The organism is Pseudomonas sp. ML2-2023-3 (assembly GCF_037055275.1).
Classification (GTDB): domain Bacteria; phylum Pseudomonadota; class Gammaproteobacteria; order Pseudomonadales; family Pseudomonadaceae; genus Aquipseudomonas.
This window is the reverse complement of record NZ_CP146343.1, coordinates 840,628-861,543: the sequence shown is the minus strand read 5'-3', so window position 1 is coordinate 861,543 and position 20,916 is coordinate 840,628. Positions and strand designations below refer to the sequence as shown.

Below are 20,916 nucleotides of genomic sequence, written 5' to 3'. Positions count from 1 at the left end.
ATTAGAGCGAGACGAATTCTCGACAAGTCCTACGCCACACCCGGACAATAGCGCCCTGCAGACAGGAGCCCCTCATGCGCCGCTTGTTTTTACTGTTAATGATGTTTTGTACGTTACCCGCATGGGCAGATAACCTTGATGATCTGTTTACGGTCGCCGGCTGGCCGCAGCAACGCGCGCATTTCAATGATGCCCTGAGCGCCGCTCAGCAGCGCTACAGCAACAACTTGCCGCCTGCGGTCTATCAGGCACTGGTCAACAACAGCAACCAGCGTTTTGCGCCTGATGCAATGGACCAACGGGCCAGGGACCAGATGCGCAAACACCTGCCAGATCCTGATCCTGCCCTGGCCTTTTTTCAGTCGCCGCTGGGTCGCAAGATCGTGGCCGCCGAACTGCTGGCCACACGCCGCGATCAACTGGCCAAGCACGCACAAGGCTTGCCGCGCATGGAAGCCAGCGCCACTCGTCAGTTGCTGATCAATCATTTATCCCGCGCACTGCCTGCCCGTGAAGCCGGAGCTGAAGTCAGCCTGGCCATTGCTGGCGTTGCCGCCGACAGCTTGAGCTCGATGATCCCGGGGCTGCTGGGTGGCGGGCAGGCGCAAAGCATGTTGAATGGCCAGCGCCAGCGGTTGATGGACCAGATCGCCGGTGAGCTGGATAACACGTTGCTCTACGTGTATCGCGACCTGTCTGACCCGGAGCTGGAAGAATTCGTCACCTTTGCTGAGTCACCTGAAGGCAAGACCTATTACCAGGCAGCTCTGGCCGCGATCCGCGCCGGGTTGGCAGTCGGGCAAAGTACCTCAAACCTGAGCCAGTAGGCTTAAGCCCTACAGGCTCACTATCAAGTTCAAAAGAACTTATCCAGAAACGCAAAATACCTCGCGCGGATTTCTGCCGTTTCATTCGCCAGATGGTGGCGCGCTTCAGGTAATAGCAGTATCTGCGGCTGCTTGAACCTCGCGTTCAGTACCTCAAGGTTATGTTGCCAGTCCACCGTCTTGTCGGCTTCGCCCTGAATCACCAACGGCTGGCGCACACTCGGTGATGCGCCTTCAATACGCGGAATCCAGCGCGCCAGTGCCCCCACCCACGCCGTTGGCAAACGTACCGGCTGCAGCGGATCGGCTTGCAGAAATGCCAGGAAATTCGGGTCGTTGGAGTTCTCGCTAAAGCGCCGGGCAATCCCTTTGACGAAAGGGCGCAGCAAGTAATAACTGAACTTTGACCAGCCCCAGCCTTTGGGGCGAACCAGTGGCGAGAGCAAAATGGCCTGCCCTTGAGCCGGGCTGTGCTCCTCGTGGTTCAGCAAGTGATCGAGGACAATCGCCCCGCCCGTGCTTTGCCCGCACAGGTGCCAAGGCTGGGGTAATTGCAACGATTGCGCCTCGATAAACAACCCTTGCAGGACTGCCTGGTACTGCGTGAAATCATCGATGCTGGCCCGCTCTCCACTCGACAGCCCATGCCCCGGCAGGTCACAGGCAATCACGGCAAACCCCCGGTTCAATCCCCACTCGATCACATGCCGATACAGCCCCATGTGGTCATAAAAACCGTGAATCACAAACAGGGTCGCCACAGGCGGGGTGTCGGGCCACCACACCTGACTGACCAGTTCGAAGCCGCCAGCGCTAAAGCGACCCAACTGGCGTTTGACCGCAGCCGGACGCAGAGGAAAATCCAGCCCATAAAAGTGCTGATACGCCAGACCCTCTCTCGATAACGGTTGAGCCGCGGCCAACGGCTGCAAGCTGGCGCGCAAGGAATCGGGGGCAAACGGGGCAGGCATAAGGGCTTCCAGACAGGGCGCACAGGCGCAAAACAGGCTTTATAGACCATCGATATTCATCTGTCAGGTCAGGCATGGCAAGCTACGCGACCTTCAAGGAGCTTTTGCATGCCGGTGCCCACGCTGAAAACTCTGTTGGCCTGCCTGCTGACGCTGATCTGCGCAGTGGGGTTGTGGCTCGCTTACGACTGGTTCCAGGGCCGCTACATTCGCGCTTTCAGCGATCAAACCGCGCTATTTGCAGGCGACGTACTGAGCCTGCCTGGCGAACTGTCCGGCCCGGGTGCGATTCGCGTGGTGCATTTCTGGGACCCGGCCTGCCCGTGTAACGTTGGCAACCAGCAGCATCTCGGTGAACTGCTGGCCCATTACGTCCCGCAAGGTGTCGAGTTCTACTCAGTGAAAAAGCCCGGCACTCAAGGTCAGTTGCCCTCCACCCTGGGCGCCATCAAGCCCTTGGCCAGCCTGCCCGGCGCCGAACGCCTGGGCGCCAGCCCGGCCGTGGCCATCTGGGACCGCAGCGGCCAACTCGCCTACTTCGGTCCCTACAGCGAAGGTGCCACCTGCAACGCCAGCAACAGCTTTATCGAACCCATCCTGCAAGCCCTGAGCGAAGGCCGTCCAGTCAAGGCCACCCACACCATGGCCGTGGGCTGCTATTGCCCGTGGCAGGCTGATAACGCCGCACGTTGATAGCGTACCGGTGCACTTGAGCAGAACAAGGAGTAGTTCCATGAAACGCAGCCTGACCCTCATCGCTCTTGTCGTCGCGTCCATCGCAGGGGGCGGGTTCTGGTACGTGCAAAGCAAACTGCCGACACGCCAGGGCCAGGTCGGGCTTGCTGCACTGCAGGGGCCGGTCACGGTGCGTTATGACGAGCGCGGGGTGCCGCATATTCGGGCTGGCAACCAGGCTGACCTGTATCGCGCCCTGGGCTATGTGCAGGCCCAGGACCGGCTGTTTCAGATGGAAATCATGCGTCGCCTGGCGCGGGGTGAGCTGGCCGAGGTGCTGGGGCCCAAGCTGGTCGATACTGACAAACTGTTTCGCAGCCTGCGCATCCGCGAGCGGGCTGCCAGTTACCTGACGGAGCTGGATCCTCAATCCCCGGCTTTTCTGGCCTTGCAGGCGTATCTGGACGGGATCAATCAGTTCCAGGCCAACAATCCAAACCCCGTGGAGTTCGACCTGCTGGGCATCACGCCACGGCCCTTTACCGCCGAAGACACCATCAGCGTTGCCGGTTACATGGCCTACAGTTTTGCCGCCGCCTTTCGTACCGAACCGCTGCTGACGTACGTGCGCGATCAACTGGGCAGCGACTACCTGAAAATCTTCGACCTCGACTGGCAACCCCAGGGCGTATTGGCCCCGGCACTGGCGGCCAACGACTGGAAAACCCTGGGAGCGCTGGCCCGACTGAGCGATCAGGCCCTGAGCCAGACAGGCTTGCCACAGTTCGAGGGCAGCAATGCATGGGTGGTGGCGGGCAAACGCACCCAAAGTGGCAAACCGCTGCTGGCTGGCGACCCGCACATCCGCTTTTCGACACCCTCTGTGTGGTACGAAGCACAGCTTTCGGCACCGGATTTTGAGCTGTACGGCTACCATCAAGCCCTGGTTCCGTTCGCCTTTTTGGGCAACAACCGGGATTTCGGCTGGAGCCTGACCATGTTCCAGAACGACGATCTGGACCTGATCGCCGAGAAGACCAACCCCGACAATCCCAATCAGGTCTGGTACCACGGCCAGTGGGTCGACATGACCCGCACCGAGCAGCAGATTGCCGTCAAGGGCGAGGCACCGGTCACGCTTACACTGCGCCAATCACCCCACGGGCCGATCATCAATGACGTGCTGGGCGCAACGGCGGGCAACACGCCGATCGCGATGTGGTGGGGTTTTCTGGAAACGAAAAATCCGATCCTGGAAGGCTTCTATCAGCTCAACCGTGCCGACAGCCTGAGCAAGGCGCGCACGGCCGCAACCTTTATTCAGGCGCCGGGACTCAATCTGCTATGGGCCAACGCCAAGGGCGATATCGGCTGGTGGGCAGCGGCGCAATTACCCAAGCGCCCGGCCGGGGTCAACCCGGCGTTCATTCTGGACGGCAGCACCAACCAGGCTGACAAGGACGGTTTCTACCCGTTCAGCGCCAACCCCCAGGAAGAAAACCCGGCACGAGGCTATATCGTGTCAGCCAACTTCCAGCCGTTATCCCCTGCTGGCATCGAGATTCCCGGTTACTACAACCTGGCGGACCGTGGCCAGCAGCTAAATCGCCAGCTCAGCGATAACAGCGTGAAGTGGAACCTCAAAAACAGCCAGGCCCTGCAACTGGGAACCGCCACAGACTACGGCCAGCGTGTGCTCAAACCCCTGTTGCCCGTACTGCGCGAAGTCGTCACGGTTCCAGCCGAGCGCAAACTGGTAGAACAACTGGCGCAATGGACAGGTGATTACCCGCTCGATTCGATTGCCGCCACCGTGTTCAACCAGTTCTTGTACAGCCTCACTGAAGCCACCATGCGCGACAAATTGGGCGACGCCTTTTTTGACACCCTGCTGACGACGCGAGTGGTTGATGCAGCCTTGCCACGCCTGGCCGCAAGCCCGGACTCGCCGTGGTGGGACAACCGCACGACACCGCAAAAAGAGAGCCGCGCTGACACGGTCAAAGTGGCCTGGCAGGCCAGCATTGCCCACTTGAAGGCCGTCCTGGGCGACGACCCCGGACAATGGCGCTGGGGCCGGGCCCACACCCTGACCCACGAGCACCCGCTGGGTCGACAAAAGCCTCTGGACTGGCTGTTCAACGTCGGTCCCTTCGCCGCTCCCGGCAGTCACGAAGTGCCGAACAACCTCAGCGCCAAACTCGGCAACGCACCGTGGCCGGTGACCTACGGCCCATCAACGCGGCGCTTGATCGACTTTGCCGACCCGGCCCACGGGCTGACCATCAACCCGGTGGGTCAAAGCGGCGTGCCCTTCGACAAACACTACCGTGATCAGGCCGAGTCCTACATCGAAGGCGACTACGACAAGCCTCATATGGACGAAGCCGAAATCCAGCTCAACACCCGCAGCACCTTGCGGCTGATGCCGGTGCGGTGAGAGTTGAAGTTTTCTGTAGCCGCTGAGGAGCGCAGCGAGGCTGCGTTCGGCGGCGTAGCCGTCGTAAAACCGGACACTGCACCGTCTCAGGGAAACCCGGATGGAGGATTTACGGTCGCTGCGCTCCTCAGCGGCTACACATCACTTTTGGCTAGCGCAGTGCGTAATCCAGCACGATCCCCACAAAAATCGACAAGCCTGCCCAGTGGTTATGCAGGAAAGCTTTAAAGCAGCGCTGCGGATCACGGTCGCGGGTGTACCAGAACTCCCACACAAAACACGCCGCCGCGCCCAACAGCCCAAGGTGGAACCAGCCGCCCAGTTCAAAGTGCGAACCTGCCAGCAGCAGACAGCCCAGGGCCAGACCCTGCAGGCTCAGGATAATCACGCGATCAGCATCGCCAAACAGGATCGCCGTGGATTTGACACCGATTTTCAGGTCGTCTTCGCGGTCGGTCATGGCGTAGTAAGTGTCGTAGCCCACCGTCCACAGCAGGTTGGCGATGTACAGCAACCATGCCGCAGCAGGCAAACTGCCGGTTTCGGCGGTGAAGGCCATCGGGATGCCCCACGAGAACGCAGCACCCAGTACCACTTGCGGGTAGTAGGTATAGCGCTTCATGAACGGGTAGGTCGCGGCCAGTGCCAGCGCGCCGAATGACAACCAGATGGTCGGTGCATTGGTGCACAGCACCAGCAGGAAGCTGAGCCCCATCAGCAGGGCAAAAAACACCAACGCCTCTTTGCTGCTGATTTTTCCGCTGGCCATCGGCCGTTGTTCCGTTCTTTTTACGTGACCATCCACCTTGCGATCGGCGAAGTCGTTGATCACGCAGCCGCCCGCTCGCGTCAGGATCACGCCGAATACAAAGATCAGCAGATTACTTAGCGAGGGCACACCTTTGGCGGCAACCCACAGTGCCCACAGGGTCGGCCACAGCAACAGGTAGATGCCGATGGGCTTGTCCATGCGGGTCAGCTGGATGAAGTCCCAGGCGCGAGGGTTCAACCGGTTGAGTGATTTGAGCAGGCGCATGTACATCAGTTGTTCTCCGACCGGGCACTGAGGGCGGTCCACAGTTTGGGTAAAAACACTTCGGCCACCAGCACACTCAGTGCCCCGCGAACAAAGCGCGAGCGGCGGGCCCACAGGTGATCGACCTGGTCGACCCGTGGCAACCAGTGGCGCGGGTAGTGACACACCTGCAGCGCCCCACGCTCAAAGGCCTGATCGCTAAACAGCAACTCGCCCAATGAGCGGGTGCCCAGCTCGTCCATATTCAGGCCGCCCTCTTGCAGCGAGCTTTTGGCCGCCACGCTGCGAGCAAACACCCACGGCTGGCCGTGCCCGCGCAAATACACTTCACGCACCCAGCCCTGAATGCCCTGGGGCAGTTCAAGTGCAGCACATTCGTCCGGGCGCAACATCTGCCAGCCCTCAAAAAGTGGAAGCACGCTGAAGGAATCGTCTGAAATCGCAGTGAGACGCCGGGTCAGAGAACCCTCATCAAACAGCCAGTCGAACATTTGTGCGTCAGGCAGGGCAGGAAGTTGGCCTTGCTCAAGCCAGACGGGGGAGACAAGCGCAGAAGTTATGTGCGGCACAGTGGGTCATAATTGGCAGCCATTGAGGTCGGCGAGCTTATCACGCCGGTCCCTGATTGAGCGGCCTTGGGCCTTTTGGCAGTATTGGTGCTTGCATCTGCCTGTGGTCATCAGTACAAAACGCCCTGAATTTGACGAGCAACTCGGCGGTTGTTGATAAGTCTGTGGTCTCGTCCAAGCCTGAACCTCTAGGAAGTACCCCGATGAAAAAGTGGCAATGCATTGTATGTGGACTGATTTATAACGAAGCCGACGGCTGGCCGGACGATGGCATCGCCCCGGGCACCCTGTGGCAAGACGTACCTGAAGACTGGCTGTGCCCGGACTGCGGCGTCGGCAAAATGGATTTCGAGATGATTGAAATCAACTGATCGACCCTTTTAAAACCTGATTCACTTTTGGAGATTGGAATGAACGCACCTGTCGTGATCGTTGGCACCGGGCTGGCTGGCTATAACCTGGCCCGCGAGTTTCGCAAGCTGGACAGCGAAACCCCACTGCTGCTGATCACGGCCGATGACGGGCGCTCCTACTCCAAGCCCATGCTGTCTACCGGCTTTGGCAAGAACAAGGAAGCCGATGGCCTGAGCATGGCAACGCCCCAGGCGATGGCCGAACAACTCAAGGCCCAGGTGCGCACCCACACTCGCATCAGCGGGATCGACCCGGGCCACAAGCAATTGTGGATTGGCGAAGAAGCCGTGCCCTATCGCGACCTGATCCTGGCGTGGGGCGCACAAACGGTGCAGGTGCCGGTAGAGGGCGATGCCCAGGACGCCATTTTCCCGATCAATGATCTTGAAGATTACGCGCGCTTTAGGGCCGCGGCGGCAGGCAAGCGCCGGGTACTGATCCTGGGGGCTGGCTTGATCGGCTGTGAGTTTGCCAATGACCTGATCGCAGGGGGCTATGAGGTCGATCTGGTCGCGCCCTGTGAGCAAGTGATGCCAACCCTGCTGCATCCCGCTGCCGCGGCTGCGGTCCAGTCAGGCCTAGAGAGCCTGGGTGCACGCTTTCATCTGGGGCCGGTGTTGACTCGACTGCAACGCACCGATGCCGGGCTCGACGCGCATTTGTCGGATGGCAGCGTAGTCCAGTGTGATGTCGTTGTGTCAGCCATCGGTTTGCGCCCACGCATCGATATGGCGGCCGCAGCCGGGATCAAGGTCAATCGCGGGGTCGAAGTCGATCGCCAGCTTCAAACATCCCACCCCAACATCTACGCACTGGGTGACTGTGCCGAGGTCGATGGCTTGAATCTGTTGTACGTGATGCCGCTCATGAGCTGCGCCCGTGCACTGGCGCAAACGCTGGCAGGCAACCCGACGACGGTCAGTTATGGCGCTATGCCCATTACCGTTAAGACCCCGGTTTGCCCGCTGGTGGTATCACCTGTGCCGCGCGGCCGTGACGGCGTGTGGACCGTGGAAGGTCAGGGCGCCGATATCAAGGCGCTGTGCCGCGATGCCGATGGCAAATTGCTCGGCTATGCCCTGACCGGCGAAGCCGTTCGCGAAAAACTCGCACTGAACAAAGAGCTGCCTGCACTTTTGGCGTAAACACGGTGCACTCTGTCGGATATGGCACTGCCTTGACTCAACAAAGCCTGTGCAGAGGCTGGCGCCGGCCTTGACCGCATGCCATTCTCACACCGGTCTGCCGCAGTTTAGAGCCTGCGGCGCCTTGGGCGCTGCTCCATAGAGAGCAGCACGGACATAACAACAAAAAACCGTCAATGAGGCTTCATCATGCGTAAACCAGATCTCGCCGCCGCTATTGCTGAAAAGGCCGACCTCACCAAAGAACAAGCCAACCGCGTACTCAATGCAGTGCTGGAAGAAATCACCCAGGCCCTGCATCGCAAAGACAGCGTCACGCTGGTCGGCTTTGGTACCTTTATTCAGCGTCATCGCGGTGCCCGTACCGGACAAAACCCGCAAACCGGTCAGCCGGTCACCATCAAGGCCAGCAACACGGTAGCGTTCAAGCCGGGCAAGTTCCTCAAGGACAGCGTTAACCCTTAAGCCCTTGGCGACATGAAGAATGGGCAAGCTGGCGATCCTGGCGGCCCATTCTTGACTGTATTCGGGTCGATTATGCGGCCATAAGTGGCAAAACCTACCCCATCTACGCCCATCCATGCAGACATGTGGCGTTCTTCGCTCAAATCGTTACACTGCGCCGGCCATTTTTTATTCCCCCGAGGCCGCGTACATGAAATTTCGTTTTCTGCTCTGGATGCTTGGCTTTCTAATGGGCAGAGCCAGCCGTAAGAATCCTGCTTTCCAGCAACAGCTGGCTGATAAGGATCTGGTGTTCCAGCTGCAAACCCTCGATGGCAAAGTGGCCCGTCACTTCAAGGTCAAAAACCAGCGCATCACCAGCCACGGCGGCCTGTACCCCGAGCCTGCGTTTGCCATCGCCTTTAAGGATGCCGCCTACGGCTTCGCCACGCTGCAAGCGAAGAACAAGCAACTGGCGTTCATGACCGGGATTCAGGACAAGTCGATTCAGATCAAGGGCAACCCGGCGCTGGTGATCTGGTTCCAGGGCCTGACCAAATACCTCAAGCCGCGTAAGAAGACGAAGGCGTAGGTCTCGGATATTTGTAGCCGCTGACGAGCTCCGCGAGGCTGCGATCGATTGCGCAGCGATCGCAAAACCTGAGTACGCGATTTTCCTGACAAATAGTGAAGGTTGGCTTTACGACTGCTTCGCAGCCGATCGCAGCCTCGCTTCGCTCCTCAGCGGCTACTGAAATGGTGCAGACCGGGCTTCAGGCCTGACCGAACTGCGCTGCCATTTCACGCAGCAACACTTCAGCCTCCAGTACTTTGCTGACGACCGCTTCGGCCTTGTCCCGCGATACCCCCAGACGCTCAAACAACGCATCTGGCAGCGGCGCACACGCACCATGCCCAATTCCGCGGTTTTGCAGTAACCCCAGCGCTACGCACACCAGATTCGGATAGTGGGCATCGGTACCGATGTAGGCCGGATCATGTTGAAAGCGCACCGCAATCGCCAGCTCCTCAGGCATGCCCCAAAATCGCATCAACCAGGCCCCCATTTGCTCACGGCTGATGCCCAGCAAATGCTGTTCAATCAGGCTATGGCTGACATGCGGGTTAACCTCGAGATGACGGCAAATCAGCGAAAAATGCGGCGGAAACACATAGGCCAACAGCAAGTAACCAAAGTTGTGCAACAGCCCGCCCAGGTAAGTCATGCCGACTTCAGGACGCAGTTCCCGAGGCATGGCGCGGGTCAGCCCTTCAATCACCGCTGCGGTATAGATCGATTGTTGCCAGTAGGGTGTGCTCGATTGCGGATTGTCCTTGGGCAGGCTCAGACTTTTGCCCAACGACAGGCTGAGCGCCAGGTTGATCACCAGGTCGACCCCCAGCACTCGCACAATGGCGTCTTCGACCGAGCGAATCTTGCTTTGTGATGCGTAGTACGACGACGACGCCCAGCTCATGACTTGTGCCGCGAGTGCCGGGTCGGTTTCAACAACACTGGTGATCTCATCGATGGTGACATCGGGATCGGAACGCAGCCGCATCATTCTGCGCACGCTCTCAGCCAACGGTGGCAACTCGATGGTCGCTTCGAGCCGCTGCTGAATCCGGCGTGCCGTGAATGCCTGAACGGCTCGGGTGATGGCCTCGCCATCGTCCCCTGTGTAATCAAGTTTGATCGCACTCAGGGGCTCGCCAAAGCGACCGACGCTGGCATTTTTGAGCAGGTATTTGAAATCTTCCCGAGTGATTTCCAGCAACCGCCCCGGCTCACCTGCGCTAATCAGCAGTGTGGGTTGTTGCAGCAATTGCTCTTCGTACAGGCAGGGCGAGTTGATCAGCGCTGGCAGCCCTGGCAACAGGCTCAGGCCATGTTTGTCGAGCATGGCCTGCAGGCGATCGGGGGCAACGGCGGTCATGCGGCGCCCGATCAAGTCAGCCAGACGGTTCAGATCCAGCAAATGGCTCTGCGTGAACAGCACCATGAGGATGCCGACCGCGTCATCGAGCAGTACAGCCTGGACCTTGCGCGCGGGATCGAGCGCCGGGTGGTCAGGGACTTCGCGATAGGCGATAGCCAAGTCACCGAGCAAGCGCCCGATAACAGACGGCGTACTCGCAACGGCAGGGGCGCTGGCAACTTCAGTCATGGTCTGCTTCCGTTCTGTACAACTCAAATTTGATAAGCCGTTACTAGATCGGCAGCCGGACCATTTACTGAATAGTGTTTTAAACCTGTCCGTATTGCTGGCCGTGACGCAGCCACCGATCCAGCAAGGGGCTGACATGCCCAGGCCAGCGCTCAATCAATGCCTGAGCGGCCTCCCGTACGGCGGGCAGCAGGTCGGCATCGCGCATCAGGTCGGCAACCTTGAATTGCAAAAGGCCAGTCTGGCGGGTGCCCAGCATTTCTCCAGGGCCGCGCAGTTCCAGGTCTTTTTCGGCGATCACAAAGCCGTCGTTGGTCTCGCGCATGATGCCCAGACGCTGGCGGCCAATTTGCGACAGCGGCGGGTGATACAGCAGCACGCAATGGCTCGCGGCGCTGCCACGGCCTACACGCCCACGCAGTTGGTGAAGTTGTGACAGACCCAGCCGCTCAGGGTTTTCGATGATCATCAGGCTGGCATTGGGCACGTCGACGCCCACTTCAATGACCGTGGTCGCCACCAGCAACTGCAGTTCACCGGCCTTGAACTGGGCCATGACAGCCGCTTTTTCAGCCGCTTTCATGCGCCCGTGGATCAGACCCACGCGCAACTCTCCCAAGGCACTGGAAAGGTCTTCAAAGGTGGTTTCAGCGGCCTGACAGGTCATCTCTTCGGATTCTTCGATCAAGGTGCAGACCCAATAGGCCTGTCGCCCCTGAGCGCAGGCGGCACGCACTCGCTCAATCACTTCGATGCGTCGCGTGTCGACCACCAGTACGGTGTTGACCGGGGTTCGACCAGGGGGCAGTTCGTCGAGAATCGAGGTGTCGAGGTCGGCGTAAGCGCTCATGGCCAGAGTGCGCGGAATAGGGGTAGCGGTCATGATCAACTGGTGCGGACACATCACACCACCCACGCCCTTGTTGCGCAGGGCCAGACGTTGCTGCACGCCAAAGCGGTGCTGTTCGTCGATGATGACCAGCGCCAGATTGTGGAACTGCACATGGTCCTGAAACAACGCATGGGTACCCACGACCATGGGCACGCCACTGGCGATTTGCTCCATCGCCGTCACGCGAGCCTTGCCTTTGAGCTTGCCGGCCAGCCACGCGACCTCCAGCCCAAGAGGCTCCAGCCAGCGTTTGAAGTTGATGAAGTGCTGCTCGGCAAGGATTTCAGTCGGTGCCATCAATGCCACCTGATATCCCGCCTCAAGCGCCTGCAATGCCGCCATCGCCGCAACCACCGTCTTGCCGGAGCCTACGTCGCCCTGAATCAGGCGCAGCATGGGTTCGGGCTGACTGAGGTCATAGGCAATTTCGTTGCCGACCCGAGCCTGGGCTCCCGTCGGCGGGAAGCCCAGATTGGCAAGAAACTGCACCGGCAGTTTTGTGGCCTTGGGCAGTGCGGGCGCCTGCTGGGAGCGCAGGCTCTCGCGCAAGCGCTGCTGGGACAGTTGATGAGTCAACAGCTCTTCAAAGGCCAGGCGGTGCTGCGCCCAGTGATGGCCCAGGGCAAGTTCTTCAACATCGGCATCGGCGGGCGGCTGATGCAGATAACGAATGGCCTGGTCGAGTGGGGCCAGTTGATAGTCCTTGGCCAGTTCCGGCGGCAACCAGTCGGGCAGGCTGCTCGGGCCAAGCATGGCCAGGCTTTGCTGGCTTAACTGGCGCAGGCGCTGCTGGGTCAGGCCTTCGGTGGTGGGATAAATCGGCGTCAGGGTGGTATCGACGGGCGGCGGTTCGTCACCGGTAATGGCGCGGTATTCGGGGTGGTAGATTTCCAGCCCCGAGGCTCCTGGCCGGGCCTCGCCGTAGCAGCGCACTTCAGTGCCGCGCTTGAGGCTTTCCTTTTGCGCATTGCTGAAGTGATAGAAGCGCAGGCTCAGGCCGCCAGTGCCATCGTTGATGCGCACCAGCAAGCTGCGGCGCTTGCCCATGACCACATCGGCACCGATAACCCGTCCTTCAACCACCGCATCCTGACCGGGGCGCAAGGCGCCAATCGGCACCACGCGGGTCCGGTCCTGATAGCGCAGCGGCAAATGGAACAGCACGTCCTGGACGTTTTCCAGTCCGACCTTGGCCAGTTTCTCGGCCATGGCCTCGCCCACGCCCTTGAGCGCAGTGACCGACACTTTCGACAACTCGGTCATCGGCGTAATTACTTCTCAGCAGGCGGCTTGGCCACCGAGCACAGGCGGATCGAGTCGGCGAGGATTTCAATTGCCTTGGGCCGCGGGAAGCTGGCGCGCCAGGCAATGGCGACGGTTCGGAACGGCACCGGCGGGGTCAACGGGCGCACAGCCAGGATACCGGGTGCGTAGTGATGACTGTCGACGGCCGACAACGGAAGAATCGAGATACCCAGGCCGGACGCGACCATGTGGCGGATGGTTTCCAGCGAGCTGGACTCAACCGTCGTGTGCATGGCGCCATCATTGCCTTTGGCCACGGTCGGGCACGCTTCCAGGACCTGATCGCGGAAACAGTGACCTTCGCCCAGCAACAGCAGGCTCTTGTCGTTCAGCAGGCTGGCGTCGATGGTCTCTTTTTTGGTCCACGGGTGCTCACTGGGCATCAGCACGTAAAACGGCTCGTCGTACAGCGGCAAGGTCAGCACGTCGGCTTCCTGAAACGGCAGCGCAATGATGATCGCGTCCAGCTCACCGTTACGCAGCTTGTCGCGCAGGACGTGGGTGAAGTTTTCTTCGATATACAACGGCATCTGCGGGGCAACCCGGTGCAGTTGTGGAATCAGGTGCGGGAACAGGTACGGGCCCACGGTGTAGATCGCGCCGACCTTGAGCGGGGCCGTCAGCTGGTTTTTGCCCGCCTGTGCCAACTCGCGAATACCTTGCGCCTGCTCCAGCACTTTTTGTGCCTGAGCCACGATACTTTCACCCACCGGGGTTACGCGTACCGCACTTTTGCTGCGCTCAAAAATCAGCACACCGAGTTCGTCTTCCAGTTTTTTCACACCCACCGACAGGGTCGGCTGGCTGACGTGGCAACGTTCGGCAGCGTGGCCGAAATGTTGCTCTTGGGCGAGGGTAACGATGTAGCGTAATTCTGTAAGCGTCATAGCGTGCGTCCCTGTGGTTGCGGGCCAAGCATAGCGGCTGCAATCGATAGACGCACGTTATCAGACATTGCCCCAAGAGCTACAGTCGCTAATCAAAGGCAGGGCTGATTTATCTTGCTCGCAGATGCACAAAGGGCACCCTGAGGTGCCCTTTGCGGTGTTATCGCCGACGTTTATCGATGGAATAAACGAAGGGTGCCACGATCTCGATGCTGCCATTGGTCAGCATCTCGGGCGGCGGCTTGGGCAATGGCTGTGCCCGGCGAATCATTTCCAGGGTCGCCCTGTCCAGATCAGCATTGCCGGAACGCCCTACCAACTCGTAGGACAGTACCTTGCCTTCAGCATCCACCACGAAGCGCAGACGGTTCAGGCCTTCCTTGCCACGGGATTGCGCAGCAGGCGGGTACTTCTTGTACTTGCCCAAGTGACTGAGCAAGGTGCCTTCCCAACTGGCTTTGGCCGCCAGTTGTTGCGCAGACGGCCCCGGGGCCGGTGCAGCGGATTTCTCGCTGGTGTTCTTGGTCGGCGTCGCGTCGCTGGGTTTCTCTTCTGAAGGTTTCTCTTTGACCGGGTCCGGTTTTTCCACAGGCTTGGGCGGCTGAGGCTTTTGCTTGGGCTTGACCGGCTTGGGTACAGAAATCTTCGGCTTGGGCGCTTCGGCCAGCTTGGGTATCGGCAACTCTTCCACTGGCGCCGGCGGTTGTGGCGGTGTCACCACTTTTGGCGGCGCAGGAGGAGGCGGTGCCGGCAGTGGTGCCAGATCAACCATCATCGCTTGCGGCGGAAGTTCGATCGCGCGCGGGCTGGACCATTGCAGGGCAAGAATCACTGCCACTGCATGGACACCCAATACCACGGCCAGGCTGGTTGCGTAACGCGTCATCTTTTGGCGCGCTATGGTCATTTCTTGGCTGCCGTCTCAAGTCCGACCAGACCCACCTTCAAGTAACCGGCTGCGCGCAAAGCATCCATCACGCTCATCAAGTCACCGTAGTCCACGCCCTTGTCGGCCTGGAAGAAGATCGTCGTGTCTTTGTTGTTGTGGGTCCTGGCATCCAGGGTCGGGCCCAACGCTTCAACCGTGACCGGTTCTTCGCCCAGATACAGCCGCTGGTCAGCCTTGACGCTGAGGAACACGGGTTTCTCGGGGCGAGGCGCCGGTTTGGCCGTCGAAGCGGGCAGGTCAACCTTGATATCCACAGTGGCCAGCGGTGCTGCCACCATGAAGATGATCAGCAGTACCAGCATCACGTCGATAAAAGGGGTGACGTTAATTTCATGGTTCTCGGCGAGATCGTCATCGCCTTCTTTTAAATGCAGGCCCATGGCCGATTACCCCACTTTCACCATGTGCGGTTGCGAGCTACGCTCAGGCGGCAGGTGATCGAGGTCACGGCTAACCAACAGCAACACTTCAGCAGACGCATCAGCCACCTGGGCTTTGTAGCCGGTGATGGAGCGGGCGAAAACGTTGTAAATCACTACGGCAGGGATCGCGGCAACCAGACCCAGTGCCGTGGCCAGCAGGGCTTCGGCAATACCCGGCGCAACAACGGCCAGGTTGGTGGTCTGGGTTTTGGCGATACCGATGAAGCTGTTCATGATGCCCCATACCGTACCGAACAGACCTACGAACGGTGCAGTGGAACCAATGGTGGCAAGTACGCCCGTGCCGCTGCTCATGTTACGACCGCACGCGGCTACCAGACGCTCAAGACGGAAGCTCACACGCTCCTTGATGCCTTCTTTTTCGCGGCTATTGGCCGACAGGCGCATTTCTTCAAGGGCGTCCTGGACCAGCAGGTGGGCCAGCGTGCCTTCCTTGGCCGCAGTGTCGCTGGCTTCTTTAAGGGTGCGGGCTTTTTTCAGGTTGGCGATTTCAACGCGCAGACGACGCTTGGCGCCCAGCACTTCAAAGCCTTTGGCAATCCAGATGGTCCAGGTGATGATCGAAGCGATAGCCAGACCGATCATCACGATTTTGACGACGATGTCCGCGTTCTTGTACATGCCCCAAGGCGACAGATCATGGGCCATGCCCAGGCTGTTTTCTTCTTCGGCAACAATTTGCGGCGCGTCATCGGCCGGGGCAACAGCGCCCTCAACCAGTGTAGGATCAGTCGCACCCGGGGTAGCGACAGGTGCAGGGGCAGCAGCTGCAGTAGCAGCCTGAACGGCAGGGGCAGCAGGCTCGTCGGCAAAGGCCGCGACAGGTGCCAACATCAAGCTGAACATCAGCGCCGCAACCCCACGCCAGACGCGTGTTGGGCTCAAAGGCTGGGTTGGCGAAGCGGTGGGATGATTGCGTGTCATGCTAGCCGGACCTGAGGAAAGTAATGAGGTAATGCCCTACAACGCGGTGTAAGACCAAGGGCAAAATGATGCGTTATTATTGCAAGTAATTCTTGTTAACAAAAGCAATAGCATCTGTTTTTTTCGAAAGTCACGACTTAGGTCGTGTCAAATCACGTCGTTTTGTAACTTTTCATTAGGAATTTTGCGATGCCAAAAGCTTCTGTATTGATCGCCGGATGCGGTGATATCGGCAGCCGCCTGGCCACTCAGTTGCTCGGTGATGACTGGCAGGTGTATGGCCTGCGACGCTCCATCGACCGTTTGCCTGCGGGTGTCATCGGGGTAGCGGGCGACTTGTTCAGTGAGCAATGCCCGGCGCACTGGCCAACCGGCCAGATCGACTATCTGGTGTACAGCGCGGCTGCGACCGATCATGACGAGGCGGGTTATCAGGCGGCCTATGTCGACGGATTGAAAAACACCTTGGGCTGGCTTGAGCAGAACGGCCAGCGGCCAAAGCGCCTGTTGTTTGTGTCCAGCAGCAGCGTTTTTGCCCAAAAGGATGGGGAGTGGGTGGACGAAACGTCCCCAGCCCAGGCAACAGCCTACTCGGGGCGGATCATGCTCGAGGCTGAGCAGGTGGCGATCAGCAGCGGTATCGCGGCCAGCGTCGTGCGCCTGACCGGGATCTACGGGCCTGGCCGTGAATGGATGCTGGGGCAGGTGCGCAAAGGTTATCGCGTGCCCACCGACCCGCCGATGTATGGCAACCGTATCCATGCCGATGACGCAGGCGGGCTTCTGGCCTTTTTGCTTGAGGCAGACCGCCAGGGTAAAGCCCTGGATGACTGCTACATCGGTGTCGACAACGCGCCGGTGCCATTGGCCGAGGTAGTGAGCTGGCTGCGCGAGCGCCTGGGCGTGACTGAATGGGCTGCCGAGACAAGCGTCCGCCGGGCAGGCAGCAAGCGTTGCAGCAACGCACGCGCCAAGGCGCTGGGCTGGGAGCCGCGCTACTCAAGCTTTCGCGAGGGGTATGCCGAGATTCTGGGGGAGAAGGACTGAGGCTTGATGTTGGCTGGGTTCTTTGTGGGAGCGGGCTTGCTCGCGATGATATCGCCGCCATTTGCTTGGCAGACCGCGCCGACTGGATCGCGAGCAAGCCCGCTCCCACACAGCATTTAATTGGGCAACAGCTTCTCTAACAACCACTCGCGCTTGCCCGGGTAAAACTGGGGCATGTCATCCGGAGCAGAAGCATCCAGCGCCTGGAAGATTTCCAGTTTGCGGCCATCGCGGACAAAAATGTGCGCCGCTCCCAACTCACCCTGCTGCAACCAGAGGCTGTCGTACTCGCCGCTCATCGAGGCGCAATCGCCCGCCAGGCACAACACGTAACGCTGGATATTGGGCAGGCCCTTGACCTGACCGTTCGCTGAAAACGTCACAGGGTTGCCCTGGCCCACACCACTGACGACACGCCACTGCCCGCCCATATAAGCGGAGTTGAGCGCCGCCTCAAAACTCGTACCCAGTGGCGCGTCGCTTGCAACGTTGACCTGTGAGCGCACAAAAGGCTGGCGCGGCTCTGCTTCCGTCTCGGCCTGGATCAGCGTTTCTCCTTCCAGGCTCAAGCCGGTGGATTCACTGCCATACAAGCTGACTTGCCACATGCCATCATCGGCAGGCAGCAGTTTGCCTTCCACTGACTCAAAGCCGTTGGTGTAGTGAGCGGTGGCGTTTTTGACGTCGATGTCCCATTCCAGGTTCGGCCCATAGGCCAGCAGGGCTTCGCGCAAGTTGCCACCATTGGCAGCTGCGTCGATCGCGGCCTGATTGATCCAGACACCACTGATGTCGCGGTGGGCGGGTACGCTGGCACAACCACCCAAAACAAAAGTGAGCAGTGACAACACGAGCGCTTTGCGCATGGCGGGGTCCTTTTGAAACAAGGAAGAGCGGGGGGTGGCGCAGCATGAAAACGCTGCGCCGAGGGTGTTACTCGATTACCAGAATAGCGTCCATCTCTACCTGCGAACCCTTTGGCAGGGCGGCAACACCGATGGCGGCGCGGGCCGGGTAAGGCTGTTCGAAGTATGTGCCCATGATCTCGTTGACCTTGGCGAAATGGCTCAGGTCAGTCAGGAAGATGTTCAGCTTGACGATGTCCTTGAACGAACCACCAGCGGCTTCAGCTACCGACTTCAGGTTTTCGAATACCTGAATGGTCTGGGCTTCAAAACCTTCAACCAGTTCCATGGTTTTTGGGTCCAGCGGGATTTGACCGGACATGTAGACAGTATTGCCAGCTTTGATCGCCTGAGAGTAAGTACCGATTGCAGCAGGTGCCTTGTCGCTGGTGATAACAGTCTTGGACATGGGTGACTCCTTGTAATTAGATGGCTACGCACGCATACGAGTGATGCGGATAACCCCGGTAAGGGCGCGCAGTTTTTTGATCACGCGAGCCAGGTGCACACGGTCGTGCACGCTGACCACCAGTTGGACCACGCTGATGCGACCATCGCGTTCGTCCATGCTGATCTTTTCGATGTTGCCGTCGGCGGCGTTGACGCTACTGGCCAGCAGCGCAATCAGGCCGCGCTGGTGTTCCAGCTCGACGCGCAATTCGACGTTGAATTCGCCGGTAACGTCCTTGGCCCACGACAGCTGGATGCACTTTTCGGGGTTGTGGCGGATTTCACTGATATTGCGGCAGTTGTCCAGGTGCACAACCATGCCTTTGCCTGCCGACAGATGGCCAACAATCGGATCCCCCGGGATCGGCGTACAGCATTTGGCGTAGCTGAGCACCAAACCTTCTGTACCGCGAATCGCCAGCGGACCTTCAGGGCTCGGCAGCGCCTCGCCTTCGCCCAGCAGACGCCGGGCCACCACGTAGGCCATGCGATTGCCCAGCCCGATGTCTTCGAGCAGGTCTTCGATTTGCTCCAGGCGGTATTCCTGGAGCATCGCCTGAACGCGCTCGGCCGCAATCTTGTCCAGCGAGCTGTTGAAGCCGTTAAGCACCTTGTTCAGCAAGCGCTCGCCCAGATTGACCGACTCGGAGCGGCGTTGCAGTTTGAGAGCATGACGAATGTGCGTACGCGCCTTGCCAGTCACCACAAAATTGAGCCAGGCCGGGTTGGGACGGGCACCGGGAGCACTGACGATTTCGACCGTGGAGCCACTTTGCAGCGGCTCGGACAGCGGCGCGAGACGACGGTTGATCCGGCACGCAATGCAGCTGTTGCCGACATCGGTGTGAACCGCGTAAGCAAAATCGACCGCTGTGGAGCCTTTGGGCAGCTCCATGATCCGGCCTTTGGGCGTGAACACGTAGACCTCGTCCGGGAACAGGTCGATCTTCACGCTTTCGATAAATTCGAGGGAGTTGCCTGCGCGCTGCTGCATTTCCAGCACGCCCTTGACCCACTGCCGCGCCCGGGCGTGAGTGCCCGTGTGCTGCTCGTCGCCACTGGATTTGTACAACCAGTGGGCAGCGATACCGTTGTTGGCCATTTCTTCCATTTCACGGGTACGGATCTGAATTTCGATCGGTACGCCATGCATGCCAAACAGCGTGGTATGCAACGACTGATAGCCGTTGGCCTTGGGAATGGCGATGTAGTCCTTGAAACGCCCCGGCAGGGGTTTGTACAAATTATGTACAGCACCCAGCACGCGGTAGCAGGTATCGACCTTGTCTACGATGATCCGGAACGCGTAAACATCCATGATCTCGTTGAAGGCCCGGCGCTTGCCGCGCATCTTCTTGTAGATGCCGTAGATGTGTTTTTGACGGCCGCTGACTTCGCCCTGAATGCCATCGATGGCCAGGCAGTGGCTGAGCGACTCTTCAATTTTGTTGACGATTTCCTTGCGATTGCCCCGGGCGCGCTTTACCGCCTGATAAATGCGCGCGGAGCGCATCGGGTACATCGCCTTGAAACCGAGGTCTTCGAATTCGATACGAATGCTGTGCATACCCAGCCGATTGGCAATGGGCGCGTAGATTTCCAGGGTTTCCTTGGCAATCCGTCGGCGTTTTTCGCCGGACAGCACTTCGAGGGTACGCATGTTGTGCAGACGATCGGCCAGCTTAACCAGGATCACGCGGATATCGCGCGCCATGGCCATGGCCATCTTCTGGAAGTTTTCAGCCTGGGCTTCGGCCTTGGTTTCGAAGTTCATCTGAGTCAGCTTGCTGACTCCATCGACCAGATCGGCCACGGTTTCGCCGAACTGCGCGACAAGCGCTTCCTTGGCAATACCGGTGTCTTCAATTACGTCATGCAGCATGGCCGCCATCAGGCTTTGATGGTCCATATGCATGTCGGCAAGGATGTTTGCCACTGCCAGCGGGTGCGTGACATAAGGCTCGCCGCTACGTCGGCGTTGGCCGTCGTGGGCTTGTTCTGCGTAGAAGTACGCCCGGCGGACCAGATTGACCTGGTCCGGGCCGAGGTACGCCGACAAGCGATCGGCGAGGGCGTCTATGCTCGGCATGAGGAAACCTCCTGCCAAAACTTTTTACCCTTCGCCGTGCTACGTCGACCGGGCATAGGCTTAGTTCGCCTCGTTGGACTCGTCCTCGAACGCTGCGAACAGCGGTTCGTCTTCGACGATTTCAGCGTTGGCGATAAACTCGTAGCTCATCAGGCCTTCTGCGATTTCACGCAGGGCAACAACGGTAGGCTTGTCGTTTTCCCACTGCACCAGTGGCTCTTTACCGCCGGTGGCCAGTTGACGGGCACGCTTGGTAGAGAGCATGACCAGCTCAAAGCGGTTATCCACGTGTTCTAGACAGTCTTCAACGGTTACGCGGGCCATGGTCTTCCTCGT

General features: G+C 59.5%; 21 protein-coding genes. 8 read left to right on the top strand and 13 right to left on the bottom strand.

The features are described 5' to 3' along the window. Positions 1 to 74: 74 nt before the first annotated feature. The gene (locus tag V6P94_RS03945; protein ID WP_133075080.1) at positions 75 to 827 is read left to right on the top strand and encodes a DUF2059 domain-containing protein; all 753 of its coding nucleotides are present in this window, start codon (positions 75 to 77) and stop codon (positions 825 to 827) included. A 29-nt stretch (positions 828 to 856) separates the two neighbouring features. On the opposite strand, the gene V6P94_RS03940 is transcribed toward V6P94_RS03945, so the two are convergent. Beyond that, the gene (locus V6P94_RS03940; protein WP_133075079.1) at positions 857 to 1,798 is read right to left on the bottom strand and encodes an alpha/beta hydrolase; all 942 of its coding nucleotides are present in this window, start codon (positions 1,796 to 1,798) and stop codon (positions 857 to 859) included. A gap of 108 nt (positions 1,799 to 1,906) precedes the next feature. On the opposite strand from V6P94_RS03940, the gene V6P94_RS03935 reads away from it, so the two are divergent. After that, positions 1,907 to 2,491, top strand: a complete 585-nt coding sequence (locus V6P94_RS03935; protein ID WP_133075078.1) for a DUF6436 domain-containing protein — start codon at positions 1,907 to 1,909, stop codon at positions 2,489 to 2,491. Between the two features lie 40 nt (positions 2,492 to 2,531). Then, entirely contained in the window at positions 2,532 to 4,913 is a 2,382-nt protein-coding gene (locus V6P94_RS03930) for a penicillin acylase family protein (RefSeq protein WP_133075077.1), read from the top strand. Positions 4,914 to 5,064: 151 nt separating this feature from the next. Here the strand turns inward: V6P94_RS03930 and ubiA are convergent, their stop codons facing one another. Both ubiA and V6P94_RS03920 read right to left on the bottom strand, forming a co-directional pair. After that, positions 5,065 to 5,955 carry a 4-hydroxybenzoate octaprenyltransferase gene (ubiA, locus tag V6P94_RS03925; RefSeq protein ID WP_133075076.1) on the bottom strand — a complete coding sequence of 297 codons (891 nt, stop codon included), beginning with the start codon at positions 5,953 to 5,955 and terminating at the stop codon, positions 5,065 to 5,067. Next, a complete protein-coding gene (locus tag V6P94_RS03920; RefSeq protein WP_133075075.1) occupies positions 5,955 to 6,518 on the bottom strand; it encodes a chorismate lyase in 564 nt (187 codons plus the stop codon). Before V6P94_RS03920 ends, ubiA begins: the two co-directional genes overlap by 1 nt. Positions 6,519 to 6,721: 203 nt before the next feature. Between V6P94_RS03920 and V6P94_RS03915 the strand changes: the two genes are divergently transcribed. The 4 genes from V6P94_RS03915 to V6P94_RS03900 all read left to right on the top strand — a co-directional run bounded on the left by V6P94_RS03915 (position 6,722) and on the right by V6P94_RS03900 (position 9,113). Next, entirely contained in the window at positions 6,722 to 6,889 is a 168-nt protein-coding gene (locus tag V6P94_RS03915; RefSeq protein WP_003437744.1) for a rubredoxin, read from the top strand. A 39-nt stretch (positions 6,890 to 6,928) separates the two neighbouring features. Then, positions 6,929 to 8,077 carry an NAD(P)/FAD-dependent oxidoreductase gene (locus tag V6P94_RS03910; protein ID WP_133075074.1) on the top strand — a complete coding sequence of 383 codons (1,149 nt, stop codon included), beginning with the start codon at positions 6,929 to 6,931 and terminating at the stop codon, positions 8,075 to 8,077. A 189-nt stretch (positions 8,078 to 8,266) separates the two neighbouring features. After that, on the top strand, positions 8,267 to 8,542 hold the full coding sequence (locus V6P94_RS03905) for an HU family DNA-binding protein (RefSeq protein WP_016782719.1): 276 nt from the start codon (positions 8,267 to 8,269) through the stop codon (positions 8,540 to 8,542). 190 nt (positions 8,543 to 8,732) lie between these two features. Next, positions 8,733 to 9,113: a helicase gene (locus V6P94_RS03900; protein WP_133075073.1), complete on the top strand. Its 381-nt coding sequence runs from the start codon at positions 8,733 to 8,735 to the stop codon at positions 9,111 to 9,113. A gap of 181 nt (positions 9,114 to 9,294) precedes the next feature. Here V6P94_RS03900 and V6P94_RS03895 read toward each other — a convergent pair whose 3' ends face one another. The 6 genes from V6P94_RS03895 to exbB form a co-directional block, all read right to left on the bottom strand. After that, positions 9,295 to 10,689 (bottom strand): HDOD domain-containing protein, encoded by a 1,395-nt coding sequence (locus tag V6P94_RS03895; RefSeq protein WP_133075072.1) that lies wholly within the window; start codon positions 10,687 to 10,689, stop codon positions 9,295 to 9,297. Positions 10,690 to 10,768: 79 nt separating this feature from the next. Beyond that, positions 10,769 to 12,844 carry an ATP-dependent DNA helicase RecG gene (recG, locus tag V6P94_RS03890; RefSeq protein ID WP_133075071.1) on the bottom strand — a complete coding sequence of 692 codons (2,076 nt, stop codon included), beginning with the start codon at positions 12,842 to 12,844 and terminating at the stop codon, positions 10,769 to 10,771. Between the two features lie 8 nt (positions 12,845 to 12,852). Beyond that, complete coding sequence (locus tag V6P94_RS03885; protein ID WP_133075070.1) at positions 12,853 to 13,773, bottom strand: hydrogen peroxide-inducible genes activator; 921 nt, start codon at positions 13,771 to 13,773, stop codon at positions 12,853 to 12,855. Positions 13,774 to 13,933: 160 nt separating this feature from the next. Next, the gene (locus V6P94_RS03880; protein ID WP_048361365.1) at positions 13,934 to 14,680 is read right to left on the bottom strand and encodes an energy transducer TonB; all 747 of its coding nucleotides are present in this window, start codon (positions 14,678 to 14,680) and stop codon (positions 13,934 to 13,936) included. Next, complete coding sequence (gene exbD, locus V6P94_RS03875; protein WP_019828186.1) at positions 14,677 to 15,102, bottom strand: TonB system transport protein ExbD; 426 nt, start codon at positions 15,100 to 15,102, stop codon at positions 14,677 to 14,679. Before exbD ends, V6P94_RS03880 begins: the two co-directional genes overlap by 4 nt. A 6-nt stretch (positions 15,103 to 15,108) precedes the next feature. Beyond that, on the bottom strand, positions 15,109 to 16,089 hold the full coding sequence (exbB, locus tag V6P94_RS03870) for a tonB-system energizer ExbB (RefSeq protein ID WP_133075069.1): 981 nt from the start codon (positions 16,087 to 16,089) through the stop codon (positions 15,109 to 15,111). Positions 16,090 to 16,278: 189 nt separating this feature from the next. On the opposite strand from exbB, the gene V6P94_RS03865 reads away from it, so the two are divergent. Further along, on the top strand, positions 16,279 to 17,136 hold the full coding sequence (locus V6P94_RS03865) for an SDR family oxidoreductase (RefSeq protein WP_133075068.1): 858 nt from the start codon (positions 16,279 to 16,281) through the stop codon (positions 17,134 to 17,136). A gap of 116 nt (positions 17,137 to 17,252) precedes the next feature. Here the strand turns inward: V6P94_RS03865 and V6P94_RS03860 are convergent, their stop codons facing one another. The 4 genes from V6P94_RS03860 to rpoZ form a co-directional block, all read right to left on the bottom strand. Continuing rightward, entirely contained in the window at positions 17,253 to 18,002 is a 750-nt protein-coding gene (locus tag V6P94_RS03860; RefSeq protein WP_326398732.1) for a hypothetical protein, read from the bottom strand. Positions 18,003 to 18,069: 67 nt separating this feature from the next. Then, on the bottom strand, positions 18,070 to 18,450 hold the full coding sequence (locus V6P94_RS03855; RefSeq protein ID WP_016782709.1) for a RidA family protein: 381 nt from the start codon (positions 18,448 to 18,450) through the stop codon (positions 18,070 to 18,072). Between the two features lie 24 nt (positions 18,451 to 18,474). Beyond that, on the bottom strand, positions 18,475 to 20,580 hold the full coding sequence (gene spoT / locus V6P94_RS03850; protein ID WP_133075066.1) for a bifunctional GTP diphosphokinase/guanosine-3',5'-bis pyrophosphate 3'-pyrophosphohydrolase: 2,106 nt from the start codon (positions 20,578 to 20,580) through the stop codon (positions 18,475 to 18,477). 60 nt (positions 20,581 to 20,640) lie between these two features. Beyond that, positions 20,641 to 20,904 (bottom strand): DNA-directed RNA polymerase subunit omega, encoded by a 264-nt coding sequence (gene rpoZ, locus V6P94_RS03845; protein ID WP_016782707.1) that lies wholly within the window; start codon positions 20,902 to 20,904, stop codon positions 20,641 to 20,643. Between the last annotated feature and the right edge of the window lie 12 nt (positions 20,905 to 20,916).